This is a genomic window from uncultured Psychroserpens sp., from assembly GCF_947494225.1.
Taxonomy (GTDB): domain Bacteria; phylum Bacteroidota; class Bacteroidia; order Flavobacteriales; family Flavobacteriaceae; genus Psychroserpens.
Window position 1 is genome coordinate 171697 of sequence record NZ_CANLUG010000007.1, and the last position, 21753, is coordinate 193449.

At 34.3% G+C, this 21753-nt stretch carries 25 protein-coding genes; 19 read left to right on the forward strand and 6 right to left on the reverse strand.

Annotation, left to right across the window (positions count from 1 at the left end; translation table 11 throughout):
- The first annotated feature begins 34 nt into the window (after nt 1–34).
- Nucleotides 35–406: a DoxX family membrane protein gene (locus tag Q0893_RS15780; protein ID WP_298903661.1), complete on the forward strand. Its 372-nt coding sequence runs from the start codon at nt 35–37 to the stop codon at nt 404–406.
- A gap of 38 nt (nt 407–444) precedes the next feature.
- Here Q0893_RS15780 and Q0893_RS15785 read toward each other — a convergent pair whose 3' ends face one another.
- The 4 genes from Q0893_RS15785 to Q0893_RS15800 form a co-directional block, all read right to left on the reverse strand.
- Complete coding sequence (locus tag Q0893_RS15785) at nt 445–993, reverse strand: DUF664 domain-containing protein (RefSeq protein ID WP_298903662.1); 549 nt, start codon at nt 991–993, stop codon at nt 445–447.
- An 84-nt stretch (nt 994–1077) separates the two neighbouring features.
- Nucleotides 1078–1602: a DUF4136 domain-containing protein gene (locus Q0893_RS15790; protein WP_299277413.1), complete on the reverse strand. Its 525-nt coding sequence runs from the start codon at nt 1600–1602 to the stop codon at nt 1078–1080.
- A 162-nt stretch (nt 1603–1764) separates the two neighbouring features.
- A complete protein-coding gene (obgE, locus tag Q0893_RS15795; RefSeq protein ID WP_299277416.1) occupies nt 1765–2763 on the reverse strand; it encodes a GTPase ObgE in 999 nt (332 codons plus the stop codon).
- Nucleotides 2764–2800: 37 nt separating this feature from the next.
- Nucleotides 2801–3910 (reverse strand): adenylate kinase, encoded by a 1110-nt coding sequence (locus tag Q0893_RS15800; protein WP_299277419.1) that lies wholly within the window; start codon nt 3908–3910, stop codon nt 2801–2803.
- Nucleotides 3911–4066: 156 nt separating this feature from the next.
- Between Q0893_RS15800 and Q0893_RS15805 the strand changes: the two genes are divergently transcribed.
- The 5 genes from Q0893_RS15805 (at nt 4067) to Q0893_RS15825 (ending at nt 9558) form a co-directional block, all read left to right on the forward strand.
- Nucleotides 4067–5221: a 5-(carboxyamino)imidazole ribonucleotide synthase gene (locus Q0893_RS15805; protein WP_298903666.1), complete on the forward strand. Its 1155-nt coding sequence runs from the start codon at nt 4067–4069 to the stop codon at nt 5219–5221.
- A 2-nt stretch (nt 5222–5223) separates the two neighbouring features.
- A complete protein-coding gene (gene purE, locus Q0893_RS15810; RefSeq protein ID WP_298903667.1) occupies nt 5224–5703 on the forward strand; it encodes a 5-(carboxyamino)imidazole ribonucleotide mutase in 480 nt (159 codons plus the stop codon).
- A 171-nt stretch (nt 5704–5874) separates the two neighbouring features.
- Complete coding sequence (locus tag Q0893_RS15815; RefSeq protein WP_299277424.1) at nt 5875–6708, forward strand: hypothetical protein; 834 nt, start codon at nt 5875–5877, stop codon at nt 6706–6708.
- A gap of 6 nt (nt 6709–6714) precedes the next feature.
- The gene (locus Q0893_RS15820) at nt 6715–8748 is read left to right on the forward strand and encodes a M3 family metallopeptidase (protein WP_299277428.1); all 2034 of its coding nucleotides are present in this window, start codon (nt 6715–6717) and stop codon (nt 8746–8748) included.
- 27 nt (nt 8749–8775) lie between these two features.
- The gene (locus tag Q0893_RS15825) at nt 8776–9558 is read left to right on the forward strand and encodes a hypothetical protein (protein ID WP_299277431.1); all 783 of its coding nucleotides are present in this window, start codon (nt 8776–8778) and stop codon (nt 9556–9558) included.
- A 1-nt stretch (nt 9559) separates the two neighbouring features.
- Here the strand turns inward: Q0893_RS15825 and Q0893_RS15830 are convergent, their stop codons facing one another.
- On the reverse strand, nt 9560–10270 hold the full coding sequence (locus Q0893_RS15830; protein WP_298903671.1) for a T9SS type A sorting domain-containing protein: 711 nt from the start codon (nt 10268–10270) through the stop codon (nt 9560–9562).
- 116 nt (nt 10271–10386) lie between these two features.
- Here Q0893_RS15830 and Q0893_RS15835 point away from each other — a divergent pair, with 116 nt between their 5' ends.
- Genes Q0893_RS15835 through Q0893_RS15875 form a run of 9 tightly spaced genes read left to right on the forward strand, consistent with a single transcriptional unit; the run spans nt 10387 to nt 15354 of the window.
- A complete protein-coding gene (locus Q0893_RS15835; RefSeq protein ID WP_298903672.1) occupies nt 10387–10890 on the forward strand; it encodes an ArsR family transcriptional regulator in 504 nt (167 codons plus the stop codon).
- Nucleotides 10891–10945: 55 nt separating this feature from the next.
- The gene (locus Q0893_RS15840) at nt 10946–11230 is read left to right on the forward strand and encodes a hypothetical protein (protein ID WP_298903673.1); all 285 of its coding nucleotides are present in this window, start codon (nt 10946–10948) and stop codon (nt 11228–11230) included.
- A gap of 41 nt (nt 11231–11271) precedes the next feature.
- Entirely contained in the window at nt 11272–11625 is a 354-nt protein-coding gene (locus Q0893_RS15845; RefSeq protein WP_299277436.1) for a hypothetical protein, read from the forward strand.
- 3 nt (nt 11626–11628) lie between these two features.
- The gene (locus Q0893_RS15850; RefSeq protein ID WP_299277439.1) at nt 11629–12039 is read left to right on the forward strand and encodes a hypothetical protein; all 411 of its coding nucleotides are present in this window, start codon (nt 11629–11631) and stop codon (nt 12037–12039) included.
- 22 nt (nt 12040–12061) lie between these two features.
- Nucleotides 12062–12880 (forward strand): hypothetical protein, encoded by an 819-nt coding sequence (locus tag Q0893_RS15855; protein WP_299277443.1) that lies wholly within the window; start codon nt 12062–12064, stop codon nt 12878–12880.
- A gap of 3 nt (nt 12881–12883) precedes the next feature.
- Nucleotides 12884–13786, forward strand: coding sequence for a TIGR01777 family oxidoreductase (locus Q0893_RS15860; RefSeq protein ID WP_299277446.1), 903 nt, complete (start codon nt 12884–12886; stop codon nt 13784–13786).
- 2 nt (nt 13787–13788) lie between these two features.
- On the forward strand, nt 13789–14487 hold the full coding sequence (locus Q0893_RS15865) for a DUF2071 domain-containing protein (RefSeq protein WP_299277449.1): 699 nt from the start codon (nt 13789–13791) through the stop codon (nt 14485–14487).
- A gap of 59 nt (nt 14488–14546) precedes the next feature.
- Nucleotides 14547–15098 (forward strand): sigma-70 family RNA polymerase sigma factor, encoded by a 552-nt coding sequence (locus Q0893_RS15870; protein WP_298903679.1) that lies wholly within the window; start codon nt 14547–14549, stop codon nt 15096–15098.
- Nucleotides 15099–15102: 4 nt separating this feature from the next.
- Nucleotides 15103–15354 (forward strand): hypothetical protein, encoded by a 252-nt coding sequence (locus Q0893_RS15875; protein ID WP_299277453.1) that lies wholly within the window; start codon nt 15103–15105, stop codon nt 15352–15354.
- On the opposite strand, the gene Q0893_RS15880 is transcribed toward Q0893_RS15875, so the two are convergent.
- Nucleotides 15337–16080 carry a hypothetical protein gene (locus tag Q0893_RS15880; RefSeq protein WP_367180678.1) on the reverse strand — a complete coding sequence of 248 codons (744 nt, stop codon included), beginning with the start codon at nt 16078–16080 and terminating at the stop codon, nt 15337–15339. The two genes, Q0893_RS15875 and Q0893_RS15880, sit on opposite strands and share 18 nt — an antisense overlap.
- Before the next feature lie 213 nt (nt 16081–16293).
- Between Q0893_RS15880 and gcvP the strand changes: the two genes are divergently transcribed.
- The 4 genes from gcvP (at nt 16294) to Q0893_RS15900 (ending at nt 21753) form a co-directional block, all read left to right on the forward strand.
- Nucleotides 16294–19143, forward strand: coding sequence for an aminomethyl-transferring glycine dehydrogenase (gene gcvP, locus Q0893_RS15885; protein ID WP_299277486.1), 2850 nt, complete (start codon nt 16294–16296; stop codon nt 19141–19143).
- Between the two features lie 176 nt (nt 19144–19319).
- Nucleotides 19320–20378 carry a 3-oxoacyl-ACP synthase III family protein gene (locus Q0893_RS15890; protein ID WP_298903683.1) on the forward strand — a complete coding sequence of 353 codons (1059 nt, stop codon included), beginning with the start codon at nt 19320–19322 and terminating at the stop codon, nt 20376–20378.
- Nucleotides 20379–20380: 2 nt separating this feature from the next.
- A complete protein-coding gene (locus Q0893_RS15895) occupies nt 20381–20905 on the forward strand; it encodes a methyltransferase (protein ID WP_299277488.1) in 525 nt (174 codons plus the stop codon).
- Nucleotides 20905–21753 (forward strand): glycosyltransferase family 2 protein, encoded by an 849-nt coding sequence (locus Q0893_RS15900; protein WP_299277490.1) that lies wholly within the window; start codon nt 20905–20907, stop codon nt 21751–21753. The genes Q0893_RS15895 and Q0893_RS15900 overlap by 1 nt, the downstream gene beginning before the upstream one ends.

Consider the following 21753-nt stretch of genomic DNA (forward strand, 5'->3'; position numbering starts at 1 on the left):
CACTATATTGATATACTAACTAATATTAAATATTATGAATTCAAAGGTGTTTTTGGTCTTGAGAATTTTACTCGGACTGTTCGTTTTAGTTTTTGGACTAAACAAGTTTATTGGGTTTATTCCAGACTTCCCACTAGAAGGTGATGCATTAGCTTATTTTGGTGCATTAACCAACTCTAAAACAATGACGTTAGTTGCGATTGTAGAAATTGTAGCTGGATTAGCATTAATTACTAATAAGTTTGGAGCTTTACTCGCCATCATTTTAATGAGTGTATCGGTAAACGCAGTGTTGTTTCATGCAACGCTAGATCCTGCAAACAGCGCTGGCGCTATTGCGTTGTTGGTACTAAACATTGCTGTGCTCATAGGCTATAAAGATAAATACAAAGCATTATTAAATTAAGTAAAAAAAAGAGAGGCTTTAAAAAGCCTCTCTTTTTTTTAGATGCGTTTTACAATAAGTGCTAGTTGCCCCATATGATTGGCCTGATGTTCCATAACATGAAACCAAGCCCAATGATTGGTCATAGTCCCATTTTTTTTCTTAAACCACTTATCGTCTTTTGTTTTTAGTAATGCTTTGGTTTTGGCTCTTACTTTATCATAGATTTCTAAATAGTAGGATATTGGCTTTCCTTTAAATTCCTGTCTAGCTGTATCACCTAGATTTAAAGCTGTATTCCATTGTTTGCGTTCCTCGGCATTAAATCCTCGTCCTTCAAAAGTATACACCTGATAATAGGCTTCGGTGGCTGCTAAATGATAAATAATGGCTCCTGGACTATTAGCTTGATCATCTAAAAGAAAATCGGTGCCTTTTTGATCTAAGCCTCGAACATTTCTTTCGACACGGGCTTTTAAGTTATCTAACATAGATACCATCTGCCCAACATCATTAGAATATCCTTTAGGGATTTTAATTTCAGAACGTTGTGCAAATAATGTGACAGAAGAAAGGAATAGGGCAAATACTAGTGATACTGTTTTCATGGTTATTGTTTTAATTTCTATTAAAAATAAAACAATTCGCAACTCATAGCGATATCATTAACAGCTCCTTAACGCTCTTACTAGTTATTTTGATTCTGGAGGAAATCCTTGAAGTACTTTATCTACTAGAGCAGTAAATAGCGCTTCGCGTTTGTCTGGCGTGGCATTTGGTTTATAGTTCGACTCCGAAACAGCCTGCCAAAAGAGTCCGTTTTTACGTTCGTCTACAAAATCAAATATAATTTCTCTTCCTAATTGACTTTGACCGATTGGCAACCCAATAGAAATTCCGCCACCAACATTGCGGCCAGTACCTCCAACGCCTACTCCAACATTATTATTACGTTGTTGTTGAAACTCGGCACTTTTAATATCGATAAGAAAATCTGGTGTTTCCGACAAACTATAACCCTTACTTTGCAAGGCTTGATTTAAAGCATTAATAAGACGCTTATCGTCTAATTCGTTCATACCTGTATTAAGGTTGGTATAATAATTATATGTTTTATAAGCGGAAAAGTCGGTTGTTTTCTCGTAGTCGTAATTAACTCGGATTGGCGCACAAGACGTAAGTAAAGCCAATACGAAGATGATATATATATTTTTCATTGCTTTTTTATTTTAAAGATAATCAAAAAAGTACTATGTCATTACAACTTTAACTTAACCCTATGCGTTAAGGATGGAATCATTGTTGGAGCTCCTCTCTGAGAGCGACTGATGAGAGCCTGACGCTTTGTAGTAAATACGACAAAGGGTAACGCCCAAAAGTTAATCGTTAAGAATTTTCCAGAGTTTATCTTTTAGTTGCATAATACCTTGTTGCGCTACAGAAGAGATAAACATATACTCAATGGGAAGACTTTTATCTAACTCACTTCTAAGTTCTGCCTTAAGTTCGTCATCCAACATGTCACTTTTTGAAATAGCAATCATGCGTTCTTTATCTAACATTTCTGGGTTATAACGCTTAAGTTCATCTAGCAAAATATCGTATTGTTTACGAATATCATCGGCATCGGCCGGAATAAGGAATAACAATATCGAATTACGCTCAATATGTCGTAAAAAATAATGACCAAGTCCTTTACCTTCGGCAGCGCCTTCAATTATTCCAGGAATGTCGGCCATCACAAACGTTTGATAGTCACGATATTCTACAATACCCAAATTTGGTTTTAAGGTTGTAAATTCATAATCTGCTATTTTAGGTTTAGCAGCGGTAATCACTGACAACAAGGTTGATTTTCCAGCATTAGGAAAACCTACTAATCCAACATCGGCTAAGATTTTTAGTTCGATGGTAATATCTCGTTCTTGAAGCTCTTCACCAGGTTGTGCATAACGCGGTGTTTGGTTTCGAGAATTTTTAAAATGCCAGTTTCCTAGTCCGCCACGCCCACCTTGAACCACAATTTGTTCTTCATGGTCTTCGGTAATTTCGAACAAGACTTCATCTGTCTCGGTATCTTTAATAACGGTTCCGAGCGGTACATCTAAGTAGACATCCTCACCATCGGCACCTGTACTCCTACTCTTACTTCCGTGTCCTCCATGACCTGCTCTCGCATGACGTTTAAATTTTAAATGCAATAAGGTCCAAAGATTAGAGTTTCCTCTAATAATTACATGACCACCACGACCACCATCGCCACCATCTGGGCCACCTTTTTCTATAAATTTCTCGCGATGTAAATGCGCAGATCCTTGTCCGCCTTTTCCAGAAGAAACATGCATTTTAACGTAGTCAACGAAATTGCCTTCAGTCATAGTATTGTATTAAGTAAAATCGTTTACCGATTAAAAATTAAAGCGTATTAATAACGACTTTTAAACGTTCTGTTATGTCGCTAATGCTACCAACACCATCAACACCATAATATTTATTTTGAGTTGCGTAATACGCTTTTAGAATGGCCGTTTTATTGTAGTATTCGGTAATGCGGTTTCTAATGATAGACTCATCTGCGTCGTCTTTTCGTCCACTTGTTTTTCCGCGTTCTAAAAGACGTTCAACCAATACTTCGTCATCCACTTCTAAGGCGATCATTGCATTAATTTGAGAATCCTTATTCTCCATAAGGTTATCCAGAGCTTTGGCCTGTGCATTTGTTCTTGGGAAACCGTCAAATATGAATCCATTAGCACCTGCATTTTTTTCAACTTCAGCGCTAAGCATATCAATAGTAACTTGATCTGGAACCAATTCTCCCTTATCCATATAAGATTTAGCCAACATGCCTAAAGCTGTTTCATTTTTTATATTGTATCTAAACACATCACCTGTTGAGATATGTACAAGATTATAGGTTTCTTTTAAAAAATTAGCTTGTGTTCCTTTTCCTGCGCCTGGAGGTCCAAATAGCACTAAGTTAGTCATGTGTTGTGTTGTTTTTAATTGATATATTTCTGGTAAGTCTCGTCCTAATCCGTTATAGTCTAAACCATAACCGACAATAAATTTATTTGGAATCTCTTTACCAATATAATGCAGTTTATAATCTTTTTTGTAGGCTTCTGGTTTATAAAAAAGTGTTGCTATTTTAAGCTCATCAACACCCTCATTTTCAAAAATGCGATGTACTTCTTCGAGGGTGTTACCAGAGTCGATAATATCTTCTAGTATGATTACTTTTCTTCCAGACAAATCCTGTGTTAAACCAATAAGGCGGTGAATATCCTCGGTCGATTTTAAACCTTCATAAGATGCTAGCTTTATAAATGTGACTTCGCAAGGTTTAGGGTACTTTTTTACAAAGTCGCTCACAAACATAAACGAGCCATTTAAAATTCCAACAAATACTGGTACTTCGTCCTGTAAATCAATTGCAATTTCGTCGACCATACGTTGTACAATATCATCAACTTCTTGCTCAGAAATAAAGGGTTTAAAGTATAAATCGTGTAGTTTAATCACTGGATTTTGATTTTAAAAAAGCAAAGATAATCAATAGATTGGCGATTACCGATTTTTGAATTCTATTTTTGTTAATCCTTTCTATTTTATAATGTATTTTTGTGAAAGAAAAGCAATAGGTTTAACTTTTAGATTTTCTTAGTACAGGAAATACATATGAATTATTTTTCTTCAAATTTCAAACTCGGTATTCTCGGTGGAGGGCAATTAGGTAAAATGATGTTGTATAGCACCAGAACCTTTGACATTACAACGCATGTAATGGATGCTAGCAATGAAGCTCCTTGTAAGCTAGCGTGCAATCAATTTACTTTGGGTGATTTAATGGACTACGATGCTGTTTATAACTTCGGAAAACAAGTAGATGTGTTAACTTTTGAAATTGAGAATGTTAATGTTGACGCCTTAGAATCCTTAGAAAAAGAAGGTGTTCTCGTTTATCCATCATCTCAAACCTTAAGAACCATTCAAAACAAAGCAACTCAGAAGTTGTTTTACAGAGATCATGATATTCCAACATCAGATTTTACAAGGTTCGCCTATCTTTCTGAAATTAAGGACGCTATTGAAAATGGCGGATTAAAACTTCCATTTGTTTGGAAAGCGGCTCAGTTTGGATATGATGGTAATGGCGTTAAAATTGTAAAGCAATTATCGGATTTGGAAGGTTTACCAAAAGGCGAATGTATTGCAGAAGATTTAATTCCGTTTAAAAATGAATTGGCAGTGATTGTAGCAAGAAATAGTTCTGGAGCAATCAAAACCTATCCTGTTGTAGAAATGGAATTTCATCCAGAAGCTAATCAGGTAGAATATGTCATTTGCCCAGCTAGAATTGACGATGCCGTTGCAAGAAAAGCTCAGGATATAGCCCTTAAAGTTTCGGAAGCCTTTAATCATGTTGGATTGTTGGCTGTTGAAATGTTTCAAACTAAATCTGATGCTATTCTCGTAAATGAAGTAGCGCCTAGACCTCACAACTCGGGGCATCAAACAATAGAAGCCAGTTACACCTCACAATTTGAGCAACACATACGAGCCATTTTGAATCTTCCATTAGGAAATACCGAAAGTAAAGTTGGAGGTATTATGGTTAATTTGGTAGGAGCCGAAGGTCATACAGGACCTGTGATCTATGAAAATATAGCAGATATTATGCAACTTGATGGTGTCACACCACATATTTACGGAAAAAAACAAACCAGACCTTTTCGTAAAATGGGACATGTTACCATTGTGAATGAAGATATTGGTGAAGCAAGACGTATTGCTGAAACCGTTAAAAAAACGATTAAAGTTATAAGTAAATAATTATGGGAAAAGTAGCAGTAGTTATGGGAAGTAAAAGTGATCTTCCTGTTATGCAAGATGCCATAGACATCTTAAAAGAATTTCATATCGATGTTGAAGTAGATATCGTATCTGCGCATCGTACGCCTGAGAAATTATTTGATTTTAGCAAGCATGCACATACTAAAGGTATTCAAGTTATTATTGCTGGAGCTGGTGGTGCAGCACATTTACCAGGAATGGTTGCATCGTTATCACCTTTACCTGTAATTGGTGTTCCTGTAAAAAGCAGTAATTCTATCGATGGATGGGATTCTGTATTATCTATACTTCAAATGCCTGGAGGTGTTCCAGTGGCAACTGTTGCCTTAAATGGCGCAAAAAATGCAGGTATCTTAGCCGCACAAATTATTGGAGCTGGAAATGAAAAGGTCCTTAAAACTATAATTGATTATAAAGAAAGTTTGAAGTCCAAAGTTATTGAGTCTTCCAAAAACTTATAGGATAAAACAAAAAAAACCTCGCTGTTACACGAGGTTTTAGAGCTATTAATCAATTCTTACTAAACCTTACAAAAAATAAGTTTTAATAATACTGCAAAAGTAATAATTAATTTGATAAATCGCTCTTAACTAATCGTTAATGATATAATAAAATATTAGACACCCAATTTCATGAAAAAAACAGCATTACTTATACTATTATCTTTCATACTAAGCTGTAGTAGCAATGAGAATCCTGATATTTATTCTGGCGAAATTTCTGCCTTACAAACAGAGGAAGACCTTAAGGCTTATTGGCAAAAACTTCATGATCTTGATCAAATTACCTACTTAAAAGAAACTAAAGGACACCTACAAGGTGATTCTATTTCAATAAGTAATATGATTAGAACGGCACTCATGTTTGAAATTCATGGACCTGAAGTTTACACACCAGACAACGTTGTACCAATTTTGAACTTTGCCCATAATTATTATGGCAAATCGAATATCGCCTTTTGGCCAATTATTCAGGCCTGTAAAAAAACAGGAGGCGTTATCGAATCATTTGGAGGCAAGTTTCCTGCATATCCACTAGAAGCTTTAAGTCTGACTTTTTATGATTTTTCGCTGTTCCAACAAGATGAACGCTATGATGGACTATTAGCGAAACTAAATAACAAAACCTATGATAAAGTAAGTACTACGCTTTTTGAACTTCAAGGTGAACAACGACGATTATCTCAATTAGAAGTTAAAGACGTCATTGGCAAATGGCATATAGAACGTATGAAAAACATTGAAGAAAAAGGATTCTTTGAAATTGTTAAAATGTCGGATAACACACTATACATAAAACGAAAACATCGCTTACAAAGGTTAGTTTCTGTAAAAACAAGCGACAATACTGAACATTACAAGATTGAAGATGAACCTTTTGGTTGGACCTATATACTCAACAATGGAAATTTGAGTTTAGTAGATGACCAAGGTAGTACGCTAATTGATTACAACATATATAAATAAAATAAGATGAGTATTCTAAATTCTAAATTCGACACACCATACCATACAGCACCCTTTTCACAAATAAAGAATGAAGACTATTATCCTGCATTTTTAAAGGCTATTGAAAAAGCACGTGAAGAAATACATACCATAACGTCAAATTTGGAAGCGCCATCGTTTGAAAATACGATTGAAGCCTTAGATTTTTCAGGTGAGGAATTAGATAGGTTATCGAGTATCTTTTTTAATTTAAATAGCGCAGAGACTAATGATGAGATTCAAAAGATTGCTCAGAAGGTTTCTCCTCTCTTATCCGAATTTAGTAATGACATCACACTTAATGAAGATTTATTTAAACGCGTTAAAGCCATTTATGACACTAAAGGGTCATTAGATTTAAATACAGAACAACAAACCTTGCTCGATAAGAAATATAAAAGTTTTTCTAGAAATGGTGCTAATCTTTCCGAAGCTAAAAAAACAAGGCTTCGAGATATTGACAAACAGTTAAGTAAGCTAAAACTTAAGTTTGGTGAGAACGTTTTAGCCGAAACCAACACATTTGAAATGCATCTTACAGATGAAAGTCAAGTAGCTGGGTTGCCCGAAGGCGCAAAAGAAGCGGCACAACAACTGGCAGAATCTAAAGGAAAAAAAGGATGGGTAATTACACTCGATTATCCTAGCTATATTCCATTTATGACTTATGCTGATAACCGAGAGCTGCGTCAAAAACTAGCTATTGCTGCCGGAGCAAAAGCCTTTAAAGGTGACGACTTAGACAATCAGGAGAATGTTCTTCAAATTGCAAAATTACGTCATGAACGTGCCAAGCTTTTAGGTTATGAAACCCATGCTCATTTCGTATTGGAAGAGCGTATGGCAAAAACTCCAGAAACGGTTGAGACCTTCTTAAACGAACTTTTGAGTAAAGCAAAACCAGCTGCAATTCGCGAATTCAATAACCTAGAGGCATTTGCTAAAGAAATGGATGGCATTGATACCCTTCAAAAATGGGATGGCTCATATTATTCGGAAAAACTAAAACAAAAACTCTTTAGTCTTGATGATGAGCAACTTAAACCCTATTTCAAACTTGAAAACGTTATAGATGGTGCTTTTACTATTGCAGAACGGCTGTACGACCTAAAGTTTGAGAAAATTGATACAATTGATAGGTACCATGAAGATGTATTAACCTATAAAGTCACAGATACAAAAGGAAATTTAGTATCTATTTTTTATGCCGATTTTTTCCCGAGGGCAGGAAAACGTAATGGTGCTTGGATGACAGTATATAAGCCTCAGTATATTAAAAATGAGACCAATGATAGACCGCATATCTCAATTGTATGCAATTTTACCAAACCTACTAAAAGCAAGCCTTCGTTACTAACATTTAATGAAGTGACGACCTTATTCCATGAGTTTGGTCATGCCTTACATGGTATTTTGGCAAATACGACGTATCCAAGTTTATCTGGTACAAGCGTGTATTGGGATTTTGTAGAATTACCTAGTCAAGTTTTAGAAAACTGGTGCTATGAAAAAGAGGCGTTAGAATTGTTTGCTACCCATTATGAAACAGGTGAAGTTATTCCTATGGAATTAATCGAAAAGATTAAGGCTTCTGCAACATTTCATGAAGGCATGCAAACATTGAGACAAATTAGTTTTGGACTATTAGACATGTCTTGGCATGGTCAGGACCCATCGCAAATCACCTCTGTAAAAAAGCATGAAACTAATGCTTTTGAGAACACGAAATTATATCCTGATGTTTCTGAAAATTGCATGAGCACTTCATTTTCTCATATCTTTCAAGGTGGATATAGTTCTGGCTATTATAGCTATAAATGGGCTGAAGTTTTAGATGCAGATGCCTTCGAATATTTCTTAGAAGAAGGTGTGTTTAATAAGGATGTAGCTAAAAAATTTAAGGATAATGTTCTTTCGCAAGGTGGCATTGAAGATCCTATGGTACTATACAAACGTTTTAGAGGAAAAGCACCTAAACCCGATGCTTTACTAAAACGTGCTGGTTTAGTTGAAAAATAATAGGTTAGAATTTACGTTAGGTTTTATATGAAACTATTGAGAGCCATAGGGCATCTTATTATCACTATATTCCTTACAGCTTTAACCCAAGTTGGCGGTTTAATTTGGCTTCTGGTCCTGCTATTAGCATCCAAGTTTAAATTAAAAAAACGCTATCTATTTCCTATGGTGTACTTGGTTTTTAATCTGTTACTTGTTCCGCCAGTAGCCAAGTACTTTGGCAGAGAACAATTACCAGTATTTGATAAAGATCTTAAACCAAGACATTATTTATATCCGCTACTATTTAGAAATTATGTTGTTCCTGAAATGAAAACCCTTCTGGAGCAATCTGCAGAGCATTTAAAATATCAATCTATTGGGATTACTTATTTAGACGCCAATTTTCCATTTTTGGATGGATTTCCGCTTCTTCCGCATTTAAGTCATAGCGACGGAAAAAAAATAGACCTCTCATTTCAGTATGTGAATTCAAAACATCAACCTACAGACAAAAAGCCTTCGCTTTCCGGTTATGGCGTATTTGCTTTGTCGGAGCAAAATTTCACGAGCAACTCATGTATTGAAAATGGCTACTGGCAATACGATTATAGTAAGTACTTGACGTTTGGTACCATTAACGATTTAAATTTTGATAGTAAGAACACAAAACTTCTTATCCAAGAGCTGCTAAAATATCCAAGTGCCCAAAAATTATTTATCGAACCACATTTAAAGCAATCCTTAGGATTAGGCCATATGGATAAGATTAGATTTCATGGTTGCCAAGCAGTGCGACATGATGATCATATTCATTTACAGATAAGATAGGTCAATGTTTGAGTAATTTTACTGTCCTGGTTGTTTGCCCTAACGTAAGTTTTACAATATAAATCCCAGCTCTTTTTAAGCCTAAATCATAAGTCACAGTGCCTGTAATTGTGAGTATATCATTCTGAATTAATTTACCAAGAATATCATATACCTTAATAGAATAAGCACCGCTTTTTACGAATTTCAAACTACCATTAAGTACTATTACATCCTCACCTATCAAAAAATCATTTACAGTTAAAGTGGCCGCGTTAAATCCATAATCCGATCCTTTTAAATCGGCCGACTGTCTCGATAAATCGTCTGTTGTAATTAAAAAGTACCAATCATATACTTGTATTCCGTTAGGAACGCTAACTAAGTTTTGAGACACCGCTTCTATATATTGCCTCGTTTTTGGGTTAAAAGTTGCGACATAATACCCCAAAGTATTATCATAAGTTAGAGGAATCATTTGTCCAAGATTGGCTAAAGTAAATTCGCCATCGTTATAGTCCCAAGTAACAGGATCAGCATCGGTTTGTAAACCCGTGTAGAGATATAAATTAGGATTACTAAAAGGGTCAAAAATGGAATAATCGCCAAATTCGCCATACTTAAATGTGAATGTACCTGAATTGATATTACTTGGGTTTGGTTGCAACTCTATTTGAGAAAACCCAAGTGTGGTAAATAAACAGCAGAGTATAAAAAGTAATGGTTTTGTCATAGCAAAGATTTTAATATGCTTAAATGTAATAAAAAAAATAATTCAAAAATAAACTTTCAATAATTATTGAAAGTTTAAAATATTTTATATATTTGTCATGTAAAACAATTCGAACAATGAATTACGAAGAAGCTAAAATGAAGTTTGTAAGTACCTGGGGAAGTTTAGGTTCTCTTTGGGGCATCAACAAAGCTATGGCTCAAATTCAGGCCTTATTGTTTGTATCAACCAAGCCATTATCGATGGAAGACATCATGGAAGATCTTAAAATTTCACGAGGAAACACGAGCATGAATTTGCGTCAATTAATGGATTGGGGTATTGTAACGAAGGAGATTATTCCTGGTGAGCGCAAGGAATATTTCACAACAGAAAAGGATGTTCAAGAATTGGCGCGCATCATTGCAAAAGAGCGCAGTCGTAGAGAGATTCAGCCAGTAATTAGAGTACTAAAGGACGTCTCTTCTATTAAAGATGATGGCACAGCGAAAACGAAAGAACTTATAAAACAAACTAAAGCCTTGCATGATTTAACCGAAACAGCAGATGATATGATTAATAGATTAGTTAATCAAAAACAAAATTGGATCACCAAGTCTTTACTTAAACTCATTAAATAAAAAAATTTGAACCATACTTTCAATTTTTTCTGAAAGTTTAATACGTATTTAAACTATGAAAACAACATTAAAAACATCAAAGATTATCAACATTATAGCGCTGTGTTTGTTAGTATTAGGGCCATATGGGTTACCATTCACTGGCTTTTTACAAGTTATTGCAGCTATTTTATTCTTAATTGTGTTTCCAAAAAACAAAATGATTTACCTCTATTTTATTCTGGTAGGCGTATTCTTTACACTTTGGGACGGAAGTATTACCACCTTAAATTGGTTATTAATCATTCCTCCTTACCTATTAATTCATTTAAGCTTGCTTGTACACACTAAAAAAATTTAAAAGAAACTTTCAAAATTTTTTGAAAGTTTAAAACACAAACCATGAATTATAATATCCTAACATATTGCATTTATCTGCCTGTCATAGCTGTAATTATGATTAAAGTAGGCTGGATGTTTTATACACATGGTGAGGTATTCTTATATCATTTATTTCAACAGCATACAACAATAGTAAAACCAATAAATAACATATTCCTCATTGGCTATTATCTCGTTAACCTTGGATATGCCATCATTACTTTGGCGTATTGGGAAACTATTGAGTCAATACCTCAAATGCTTAACACATTAAGTGAACATCTTGGCGTCATCATTTTGGGCTTAGCACTTTTACATTATAACAATGTGTTATGGCTTAATTATCTCGTAAAATCAAAAACCTTAAAACAATAAATCATGGACAATTCAAAAATTATAATCGGATACCTCATCTATTTACCAATTGTGATTATACTCACTATTTACGTATCAAAAATGCTATTCAAAAATGGCAAGTACTTTATGCTCGATATTTTTAAAGGCAAAGAAGATATTGCACTGGCTACCAACAAACTTTTTGAAATTGGCTTTTACCTCATCAATATTGGTTGGGCGCTATTAATTCTCAAAATTAGTTATAGGAGTTCAATAGATATGAGTTCTCAAACTCTGATTGAAATTTTAAGCAAGAAAATTGGTGGTTTTTCTATCTACTTAGGCATCATGTTATTTATCAATTTATTCTTCTTTAGAGGGCGACGCAAATCAAGACAAAGCCATAAAATAGTACCAAAAACACCCGTTTTTGATGCTGGACAGAAACACTAATATAATAGTGAATTAGTATACAATGAAAACGCTAGAAAACCATACATTACTATATGATCAAGAGTGTCCTCTATGTCAGATTTACACATCTGGATTTATAAAAACCAGAATGCTCGACACTAATGGACGTACTCCGTTTAGCGATTTTTTTGCTGAAGAATTTGATTTTATAGATATGAAGCGTGCTTCTAATGAAATTGCTTTGGTAAACAAAAAAGAAAAGACTGTAATTTATGGTATTGATAGCTTATTACGTGTTATTGGCGTTAGGTTTCCAATTGTAGAAAAAATTGGAAACTTAAAGCCTATAAAATTTGTACTAAAACAATTGTACTCATTTATTTCGTATAACAGAAAAGTGATTATACCAAGTAAAGAAAAAAGTGATAAAACACTTCAATGTATTCCTAGTTTTAATACTAATTATCGCCTTTCATATATCGTATTAGCTATCTTAATGACAGCGTTTGTCTTATTCTCGTTTTCAAATACAATAACATATTTGTCAGAATCCTCAATAATTAGGGAGAGCTCTATAACCATTGGGCAGATTATTTTTCAAGGTCTATTTATAGTTAAGTTAAATAAAAAAACCGTTCTAAATTATATAGGCAATTTAATGACAGTATCCCTAATGGGCTCACTACTCCTATTACCTATACTCTTACTACAGAGTATAACTTATGTTTCTGATAATATTTTATTGTTATGGTTTGGTATCACGGCAAGTTTAATGTTCTTAGAACATTATAGAAGAATCAAACTGCTTAAACTACCATACTTTTTATCATTTACTTGGGTGTTATATCGCATCCTCATTTTATTAATCATATTAATTTAACTTATGAAGACTATAGTAATAGCAGGAGGTAGTGGTTTTTTAGGACAAGTCTTAGAGCACTATTTTTTGAAAAACGGAAACCGAGTATATATCTTAACAAGGCACCCAAAATGGGAAAATGATGTCTATTGGAATGCCAAAAGTTTAGACAAATGGACTTCTGTTATAGAGGGGTCAGATGTTCTTATTAACCTTACTGGAAAATCGGTAGATTGTAGATATAATGAGACCAATAAAAAACTAATCTTTGATTCGCGTATAGATTCTACTCATGTCCTAGGATTAGCCATCAATTTATGTGAGCAACCTCCTAAAATTTGGTTAAATTCTTCTACTGCTACAATCTATAGACATTCGCTTGATAAAGAAATGACAGAATCTCATGGCGAAATCGGAGATGATTTTTCAATGAATATCGCAAAGTCTTGGGAAAAGGCTTTTCATTCAATCATAACACCTAAAACTAGAAAAATAGCATTACGAACCTCCATAGTTATGGGTAAAAAAGGCGGAGCTACACAACCATTAAAACATTTAGTACGCTTTGGTCTAGGCGGAAAACAAGGTACTGGAAACCAAAAAGTAAGTTGGATTCATGAACTTGATTTCGCAAGAGCTATCGCGTTTTTAATAGAAAACGAACACCTCCATGGTGACTTCAATTTATCTGTCCCAAAACCAACAGATAACAAGACACTCATGAAAAATTTTAGACATGTTATGAATGTCCCATTTGGATTTTCACACCCCAAGTGGCTTATTAAAATTGGCGCATTATTAATAGGAACCGAACCCGAATTGGTTTTAAAAAGTAGAAATGTAATTCCTGAACGATTGTTAAAAAACGGATTTAAATTCATACATTCAGATATAGAAATTGCGCTTGACGACCTTTTAAACAACTAACTATGAATTTCTTAAGTGCTTATTGGAAAAACCTTATACTCATAAACTATGAGGTAGATCCCTCTATATTAAAGCCATTTGTTCCAAAAGGAACCGAACTAGATCTTTTTAACGGAACTTGCTTCGTAAGTCTTGTAGGTTTTATGTTTATGGACACAAAAGTTCTTGGTTTAAAATTTCCCAATCATATCAATTTTGAAGAAGTCAACCTGAGGTTTTATGTGAAACATAATGGTAAAAGAGGCGTGGTTTTTATCAAAGAGATTGTGCCTAAGTCACTTATTACATTGGTTGCCAACTCAATGTATCACGAACATTATCAAACGTGTAAAATGACACATGCTTGGACCGAAACCGATAAAAACAAATGTTTCGAATATCAATGGAAAACTAAAGACCATTGGCAGTCTATTTCTGTAAAAACTAGCAAAGAGTTTTCAGATATTGCAGACGGTTCTGAGGAGCAATTCATCACTGAACACTATTTTGGATATACTAAACATGGGAATACAACATACGAATATGAGGTAGTACATCCATCATGGCGACAACTAAAGGTAACCGACTTTAAAATCAATGTAGATTTCGAAGCCAATTACGGCTCAAACTTCAAATTTCTTAACAAAGCAACACCAACTTCAACGATCTTGGCAGAAGGTTCTAAAGTGCATGTCAAAAACAAAAAAACCATACATAAGTAAAACTTTAGATAAAATCATTTTTTTACGTTATTTTTGAGGTGAATTTTTCAGGAAAAAAAATGCCAAAACACGTCATAGATCCCAATCAGTGGATTAATCTGTATTCCGATTATCTTTTTAATTATACGATTACTCGTGTAAATGATAGAGAGGTTGCTAAAGATTTAGTACAAGATACTTTTGTTGCTGGATTAAAATCTATGAAGAATTTTAAAGGTGAAGCGAGCGAGCGAACTTGGCTCATTTCAATCTTGAAGCGAAAAATTATCGATTATTATCGTAAAATTAATTCTAACAAAGGAAAGGCCGAAGTTAGAATGAGTTATAGTGGTGACGAAAGTGAGGGTGATTGGCTTGAAGAACGAGTTGCCGATCCATTTGATAAAACAGCCGAAGATACTATAGAAAACACCGAATTAGGTATGGCTATACATGATTGTCTAGGTAAGTTACCAGAAAAGCAAGCCAAAGTTTTTAAAATGAAAACTTTATTAAATTTTGAAACGGAAGCAATTTGTAATGAATTAGATATTACTGCGTCTAACCTATGGGTAATCATCCATAGAGCTAGAACTGCTATGGCTGCTTGCATGGAAAAAAATTGGTTTTAAAATTATGACTAAAATAAAATTAGAGTGTCACGAAGCAAATCATATCTGTGACAAAAATCAGTACAAAGAAGCAAGCTTTTGGGAAAAAGTGAAGCTAACTGTACACTTAATTTATTGTCGCGCTTGTCGAAAATATACAAGCCGAAATACAAAATTAACAAAGTTGGTGAACAACCCAAAAGTGGATGCTATGGATAGATCTGCTAAAGAAGAATTAAATGCTGCCTTTGAAAAGGAATTAGCAAAACAACAGTAATAATACTAACCAACCTATGGGTATACTCTCTACCCAAAAAGAACTATAATATTCATTTTGATTTTTATTAGCAAACACTAAAAACAATAGTGTAATTGCAGTTATCACACCATTGATCATTAGTCTACAAGTATCAATATCATCTTTAAAATAATTCAAAAAATAAAATACAAAGAGCAATAAAACACCCACAATTTTAGTTTGTTTTACACCTATTTTTTGCGGTATGGTCGCTAACTTCAAGCTATCATAATGTAAATCTCTTATTTCAAAAGGAAGCATTAGTACCAAAACCAATAAAAAACGTTGGATTCCAGTAAAAATGACATCTTCTGAAATAGAATAACCATTGTTGATTAGAGGTAAAAAAACGGTAACTCCTGTCCAGACCAAAGCAATAATATAAATTTTCAAACCGCTTATACTCCTTAAATTTTGCTGGTTGTCTAAAAAGATTTTTTTGGGAATTAAAGGAATGGCATATAGAAAGGTCATCGCACCAAAAACACTCACATATATCAAGCTCTGCTTTTCTAATTTTAAAACGTAATAACACAATGCAAGAAAGCAAAGTAGCGAAAAAACCTGAATAGCTTTTAACCAACCCGCTAAACTACGATGATGAAATTTTGCTAGTCCAAAATACTTTACAAAATTATATCCTGTTATCGTCGAAAAAAAAACAAAGTAAAGCACATTTTCATCATATGGAATATTAAATTCCAACAAGGTTAACCACGACAGTGCATATACAGCCAAAGCCACATGAACACTACTATTGATATAAAAATCAAATATCGTTTTTAAAACACGCATATTACAAAAATAGGCAAACTGTTAATAACCGATTCAAATGGTTGAAAAGTTTCATTTTCGTTAACAATTAAAGGCTAATATTTGCTTAATTTTGCGACAACTAAACACAACTTAAATATCTTAATGAATACAACAGATTTTTCACTACGTCACATTGGTCCTAGAGATGAGGATCAACAACAAATGTTACAAACCATTGGTGTAGATTCTATAGAACAATTAGTCTACGAAACTATTCCTGATGACATTCGTTTAAAGTCAAATTTAAATCTTGATGCGCCAATGAGCGAACAAGAGTATTTGTTACATATATACGATCTGTCTAAAAAAAATAAGGTATTCAAAACATATATAGGTTTGGGATATCATCCAACTATTCTACCTGCAGTTATTCAACGTAACATCTTAGAAAATCCAGGTTGGTACACAGCGTATACACCTTATCAAGCTGAAATAGCTCAAGGACGACTAGAAGCGCTTTTAAATTTCCAAACTATGGTCACAGATCTTACAGGAATGGAAATTGCAAACGCTTCTCTTCTTGATGAGAGTACGGCTGCAGCTGAAGCCATGAGCTTATTATTTGCCGTGCGCGAACGTGATCAGAAAAAAGCTAACATCAATAAGTTTTTTGTTTCTGAAAATATATTACCTCAAACTTTGTCTCTGTTACAAACAAGAGCAAATCCAATTGGTATTGAATTAGTTATTGGTGAGGAAGATCGTTTTGAGTTTTCTGAAGATTTCTTTGGAGCTATTTTACAGTATCCAGGAAAACACGGACAAATCACAGACATTAAGTCTTTTATTGAAAAAGCTAAAGTAGCCCGAATTAAAGTAGCTGTCGCTGCTGATATAATGAGTCTTATAAAACTTGAGGCTCCTGGTAAGTTTGGTGCAGATGTCGTTGTTGGTACTACACAACGCTTCGGAATCCCAATGGGATATGGAGGACCACATGCGGCTTACTTTGCAACTAAAGAAGCATATAAACGTGATATTCCAGGACGTATAATTGGTGTTACGAAAGATACTAATGGAAATAGAGCTCTTCGTATGGCGCTTCAAACACGTGAGCAACATATCAAACGTGCTAAAGCCACGTCTAATATTTGTACTGCTCAGGTACTTCTAGCTGTAATGGCTGGTATGTATAGCGTATATCATGGACCTAAAGGTTTAACATTTATCGCTAGTGATATACACAACAAAGCCGTTACATTATCAAATACACTTAAACGTTTAGGTTTCGAGCAAAACAATACATCCTTCTTTGACACCTTGCATATCAAGGCCGATGCCAAGGTCATAAAAACGGAAGCCGAAAACAATAATATTAATTTCTATTACCCAAATGAAAATGAGGTTGTAATATCTATAAACGAACCAACCACTATTGAGGAATTAAATGACATTATTGCAGTTTTCGCAAAAAGTATTAATAAGGAAACCATTGTAATTTCTAACATTTCTGAAGGAAATGAAATAGACGCCTCCATTGAACGTCAAACAGATTTTTTACAAGAGCCTGTTTTTAATAGTCATCATTCTGAAACCGAGTTGATGCGTTATATTAAACTATTAGAACGTAAAGATTTGGCCTTAAACCATTCTATGATATCACTAGGATCTTGTACTATGAAACTTAATGCTGCTGCCGAAATGCTACCTTTAAGCTGGTTTAAATGGGGTAAAATTCATCCGTTTGTACCTGCGGCGCAAGCACAAGGTTATCATACAGTTTTAAAGGCTCTTGAAGATCAATTAACCGAAATTACTGGTTTTGCAGGAACTTCACTTCAACCAAACTCCGGAGCTCAAGGTGAATTTGCCGGATTAATGGTTATAAAAGCCTATCACGAATCTCGAGATGATCATCATAGAAATATATGTATCATCCCATCATCTGCACATGGAACTAATCCAGCAAGTGCAGTCATGGCAGGAATGAAAGTTGTTGTTACTAAATCTACTGAAGAAGGAAATATAGATGTTGATGATTTACGCGAAAAAGCCGAATTACATAAGGACAATCTTGCGGCATTAATGGTAACTTATCCTTCAACACATGGTGTATATGAATCTGCAATTAAAGAGATTACTCAAATCATTCATGATAATGGCGGACAAGTTTACATGGATGGTGCTAATATGAACGCTCAAGTTGGATTAACAAATCCAGGACATATTGGAGCAGATGTTTGTCATCTTAACCTCCATAAAACATTTGCCATTCCACATGGTGGTGGTGGACCAGGCGTTGGGCCAATTTGCGTTGCCAAACAGCTCGTGCCTTTTCTCCCTGGAAATCCTTTAGTAAAAACTGGAGGAGATCAAGCTATTACAGCAATTTCAGCTGCGCCTTTTGGATCGTCTTTAGCTTGTATTATTTCTTATGGCTATATAAAAATGTTAGGAGCGTCAGGACTAAAAAAATCTACAGAAATGGCAATTCTTAATGCCAACTATATTAAAAAACGTCTTGAAGGTGCCTATGACACTTTATATTCTGGTGAACGCGGACGTGCTGCGCACGAAATGATTATTGATTGTAGACCATTTAAAGCACATGGTGTTGAAGTTGTAGATATTGCAAAACGATTGATGGATTATGGTTTTCATGCTCCTACCGTTTCTTTTCCTGTAGCAGGAACCATGATGATTGAACCTACAGAAAGTGAAAGTAAACAAGAAATGGATCGTTTCTGTGATGCCATGATTGCTATCAAAAATGAAATAGATAACGTTTCTAAAGAAGATGACAATAATGTTTTAAAGAATGCTCCGCATACCATGGATATGATTACGAGTGATGAGTGGTTGTTGCCATATACGCGTCAACAAGCAGCGTTTCCTTTAGATTATGTAAGAGATAATAAGTTCTGGCCAAGTGTTCGTCGTGTAGATGACGCTTATGGAGATCGTAACTTAATTTGTACTTGTGCTCCTATTGAAGAATATATGGAGGCGTAGTAAAAAGGCAAATATGTAAAAGCGTACCAATAAAGGTGCGCTTTTTTTTAATTTTAGTTAATTAATATCCGTTTTTTTAAGAATTCCGAAAAAAAATTAACTTATTTCCTTAACATTAAATTAAGACATTATTAATTACTACATTAGTAAATCGTAATGTTCAAAAATTACTTAATATGTCGATAAAGATAACAGGAACAGGAAGTTTTATTCCTAGCTGTATTGAAAAGAACGAAAATTTCTATAATCACGAATTTTTAAATGCAGATGGGTCAACAATAAATAGCTCAAATGAGATTATTGTTGAAAAATTTAAAGCCATAACAGGAATTAAAGAAAGGCGTTATGTTAAAGACGATTTATTAAATTCTGATATTGCTTTTTTTGCTTCTGAAAAGGCTATTGCAGACGCAAACATCAATAAAGAAGAAATAGATTACATTATAGTTGCTCATAATTATGGTGACGTTAAACATGATTCGGGACAAAGTGATACCGTACCCAGTATCGCTTCAAGAGTGAAACACTTATTGCAGATTAAAAACCCAAAATGTGTGGCTTACGACGTTCTTTTTGGCTGCCCAGGCTGGATTGAAGGTATGATTCAAGCTAAAGCATTTATTGCATCTGGTCTTGCAAAACGTTGCTTAGTTGTAGGCTCAGAAACATTATCGCGCGTCATAGACAAGCATGATCGCGATTCTATGATTTATAGTGATGGTGCTGGAGCAGTTATTTTGGAAGATATTGACGAAGATGGCGGTTTTATAAATCATGAAACAGTAACATATACCTACGATGAAGCGCATTTTATTTATTTTGGAAAAAGTAACCATCCCGAAATAACGGATCAACGTAGATACATTAAAATGTATGGTCGGAAAATCTATGAATTTGCTCTAACTAATGTTCCGATAGCACTAAAATCTTGTTTGGAAAAAAGTGGTTACTCGATAAATGATGTCAAAAAAATATTGATTCATCAGGCTAATGAAAAAATGGACGAAGCTATTGTAAAACGTTTTTATAAACTTCATGGAATAGAAATGCCAGAAGGGGTTATGCCTATGACTATTAATACACTTGGAAACTCAAGTGTAGCTACTGTTCCAACGTTATATGATATGATTTTAAACGGGCAACTTGAAAATCAAGAAATCAATAAAGGCGATGTGATTATTTTTGCTAGCGTTGGTGCTGGTATGAATATTAATGCCATTGTTTACAAATATTAATAATGTACGAAAAAACGTTTCCTAATAAACGATTTAAACATACCATTCAGTTTTTAAAACAGCATATTGACACCTCTGCATCTCTCTTAGATTTAGGTGTAGAAAACCCTTTATCCGATATTTTAAAATCTGAGGGATTTACTGTTAAAAACACCTCTGGCATCGACTTAGATTTAGATACTTCTGAAATAGAAAATTCTCAAGCAGACGTCGTAACGGCTTTTGAAATTTTTGAACATCTTCTATCTCCTTTTACCGTTTTAAAATCAATTAAAGCAGATAAATTAGTTGCAAGCATCCCATTAAAACTGTGGTTTGCCTCGGCATACAGAAGCAAAACAGATATGAGAGATCGACATTTTCACGAATTTGAAGATTGGCAGTTTGATTGGTTATTAGAAAAATCTGGGTGGCGAATTATTGCAACAGATAAATGGACAAATCCAACAAAGAAAATTGGAATACGACCATTATTTCGTTGGTTCATACCGCGATACTATATTGTTTATGCTGAACGAATAAAATAATGAACTTCTATATTGTCATTCCTGCCCATAACGAAGAAAATTCTATTGCCAAGACTCTAGAATCTTTGGCAGCACAATCTCTAAAGCCAAAAACAGTTGTCGTAGTTAATGATCATTCAACTGATAGTACACAAAGCATTGTACAAAATTTTGTGTCTCAGTATGATTTTATTTCACTTGTTAATGCAAGTTCTTCCGATGAGCATTTACCCGGTTCTAAAATTATTAACGCATTTTACAAAGGTTACGAGAGACTAGATGACCAATATGATGTTATATGTAAGTTTGATGCCGATCTCATTTTTCCGAAGAATTATTTAGAACAATTAGCAATTCATTTTAATAAAAATCCGCAGTTAGGTATGGCTGCAGGGTTTTGCTATATAGAAAAAAACAATGCTTGGGTCCTTGAAAATCTTACTCGCAAAGATCACATTCGTGGCGCCCTCAAAGCCTACCGAAAAGCCTGTTTTTTAGATATTGGCAAGCTCAAACCTTCCATGGGTTGGGACACTGTTGACGAATTATTGGCAGCATATTACAACTGGGAACTACTAACCGACGAATCTCTTCACGTTAAACATCTTAAACCTACAGGAATAAGTTATAACAAAGCATCTAAATATTTGCAAGGAGAAGCCATGTACAAAATGAGATATGGGTTTGTAATCACTTTAATTTCGGCATTAAAATTGGCTTTTAAAAAGAACAGTTTTAGACTATTTAGAAACTATATGTCTGGTTACTTTAGAGGAAAACGTCATAATCTAAATCACTTGGTGACTAAAGAACAAGGCCGATTTATACGACGTCTACGCTGGAAAGGCATGCTCAACAAATTAAAGTGA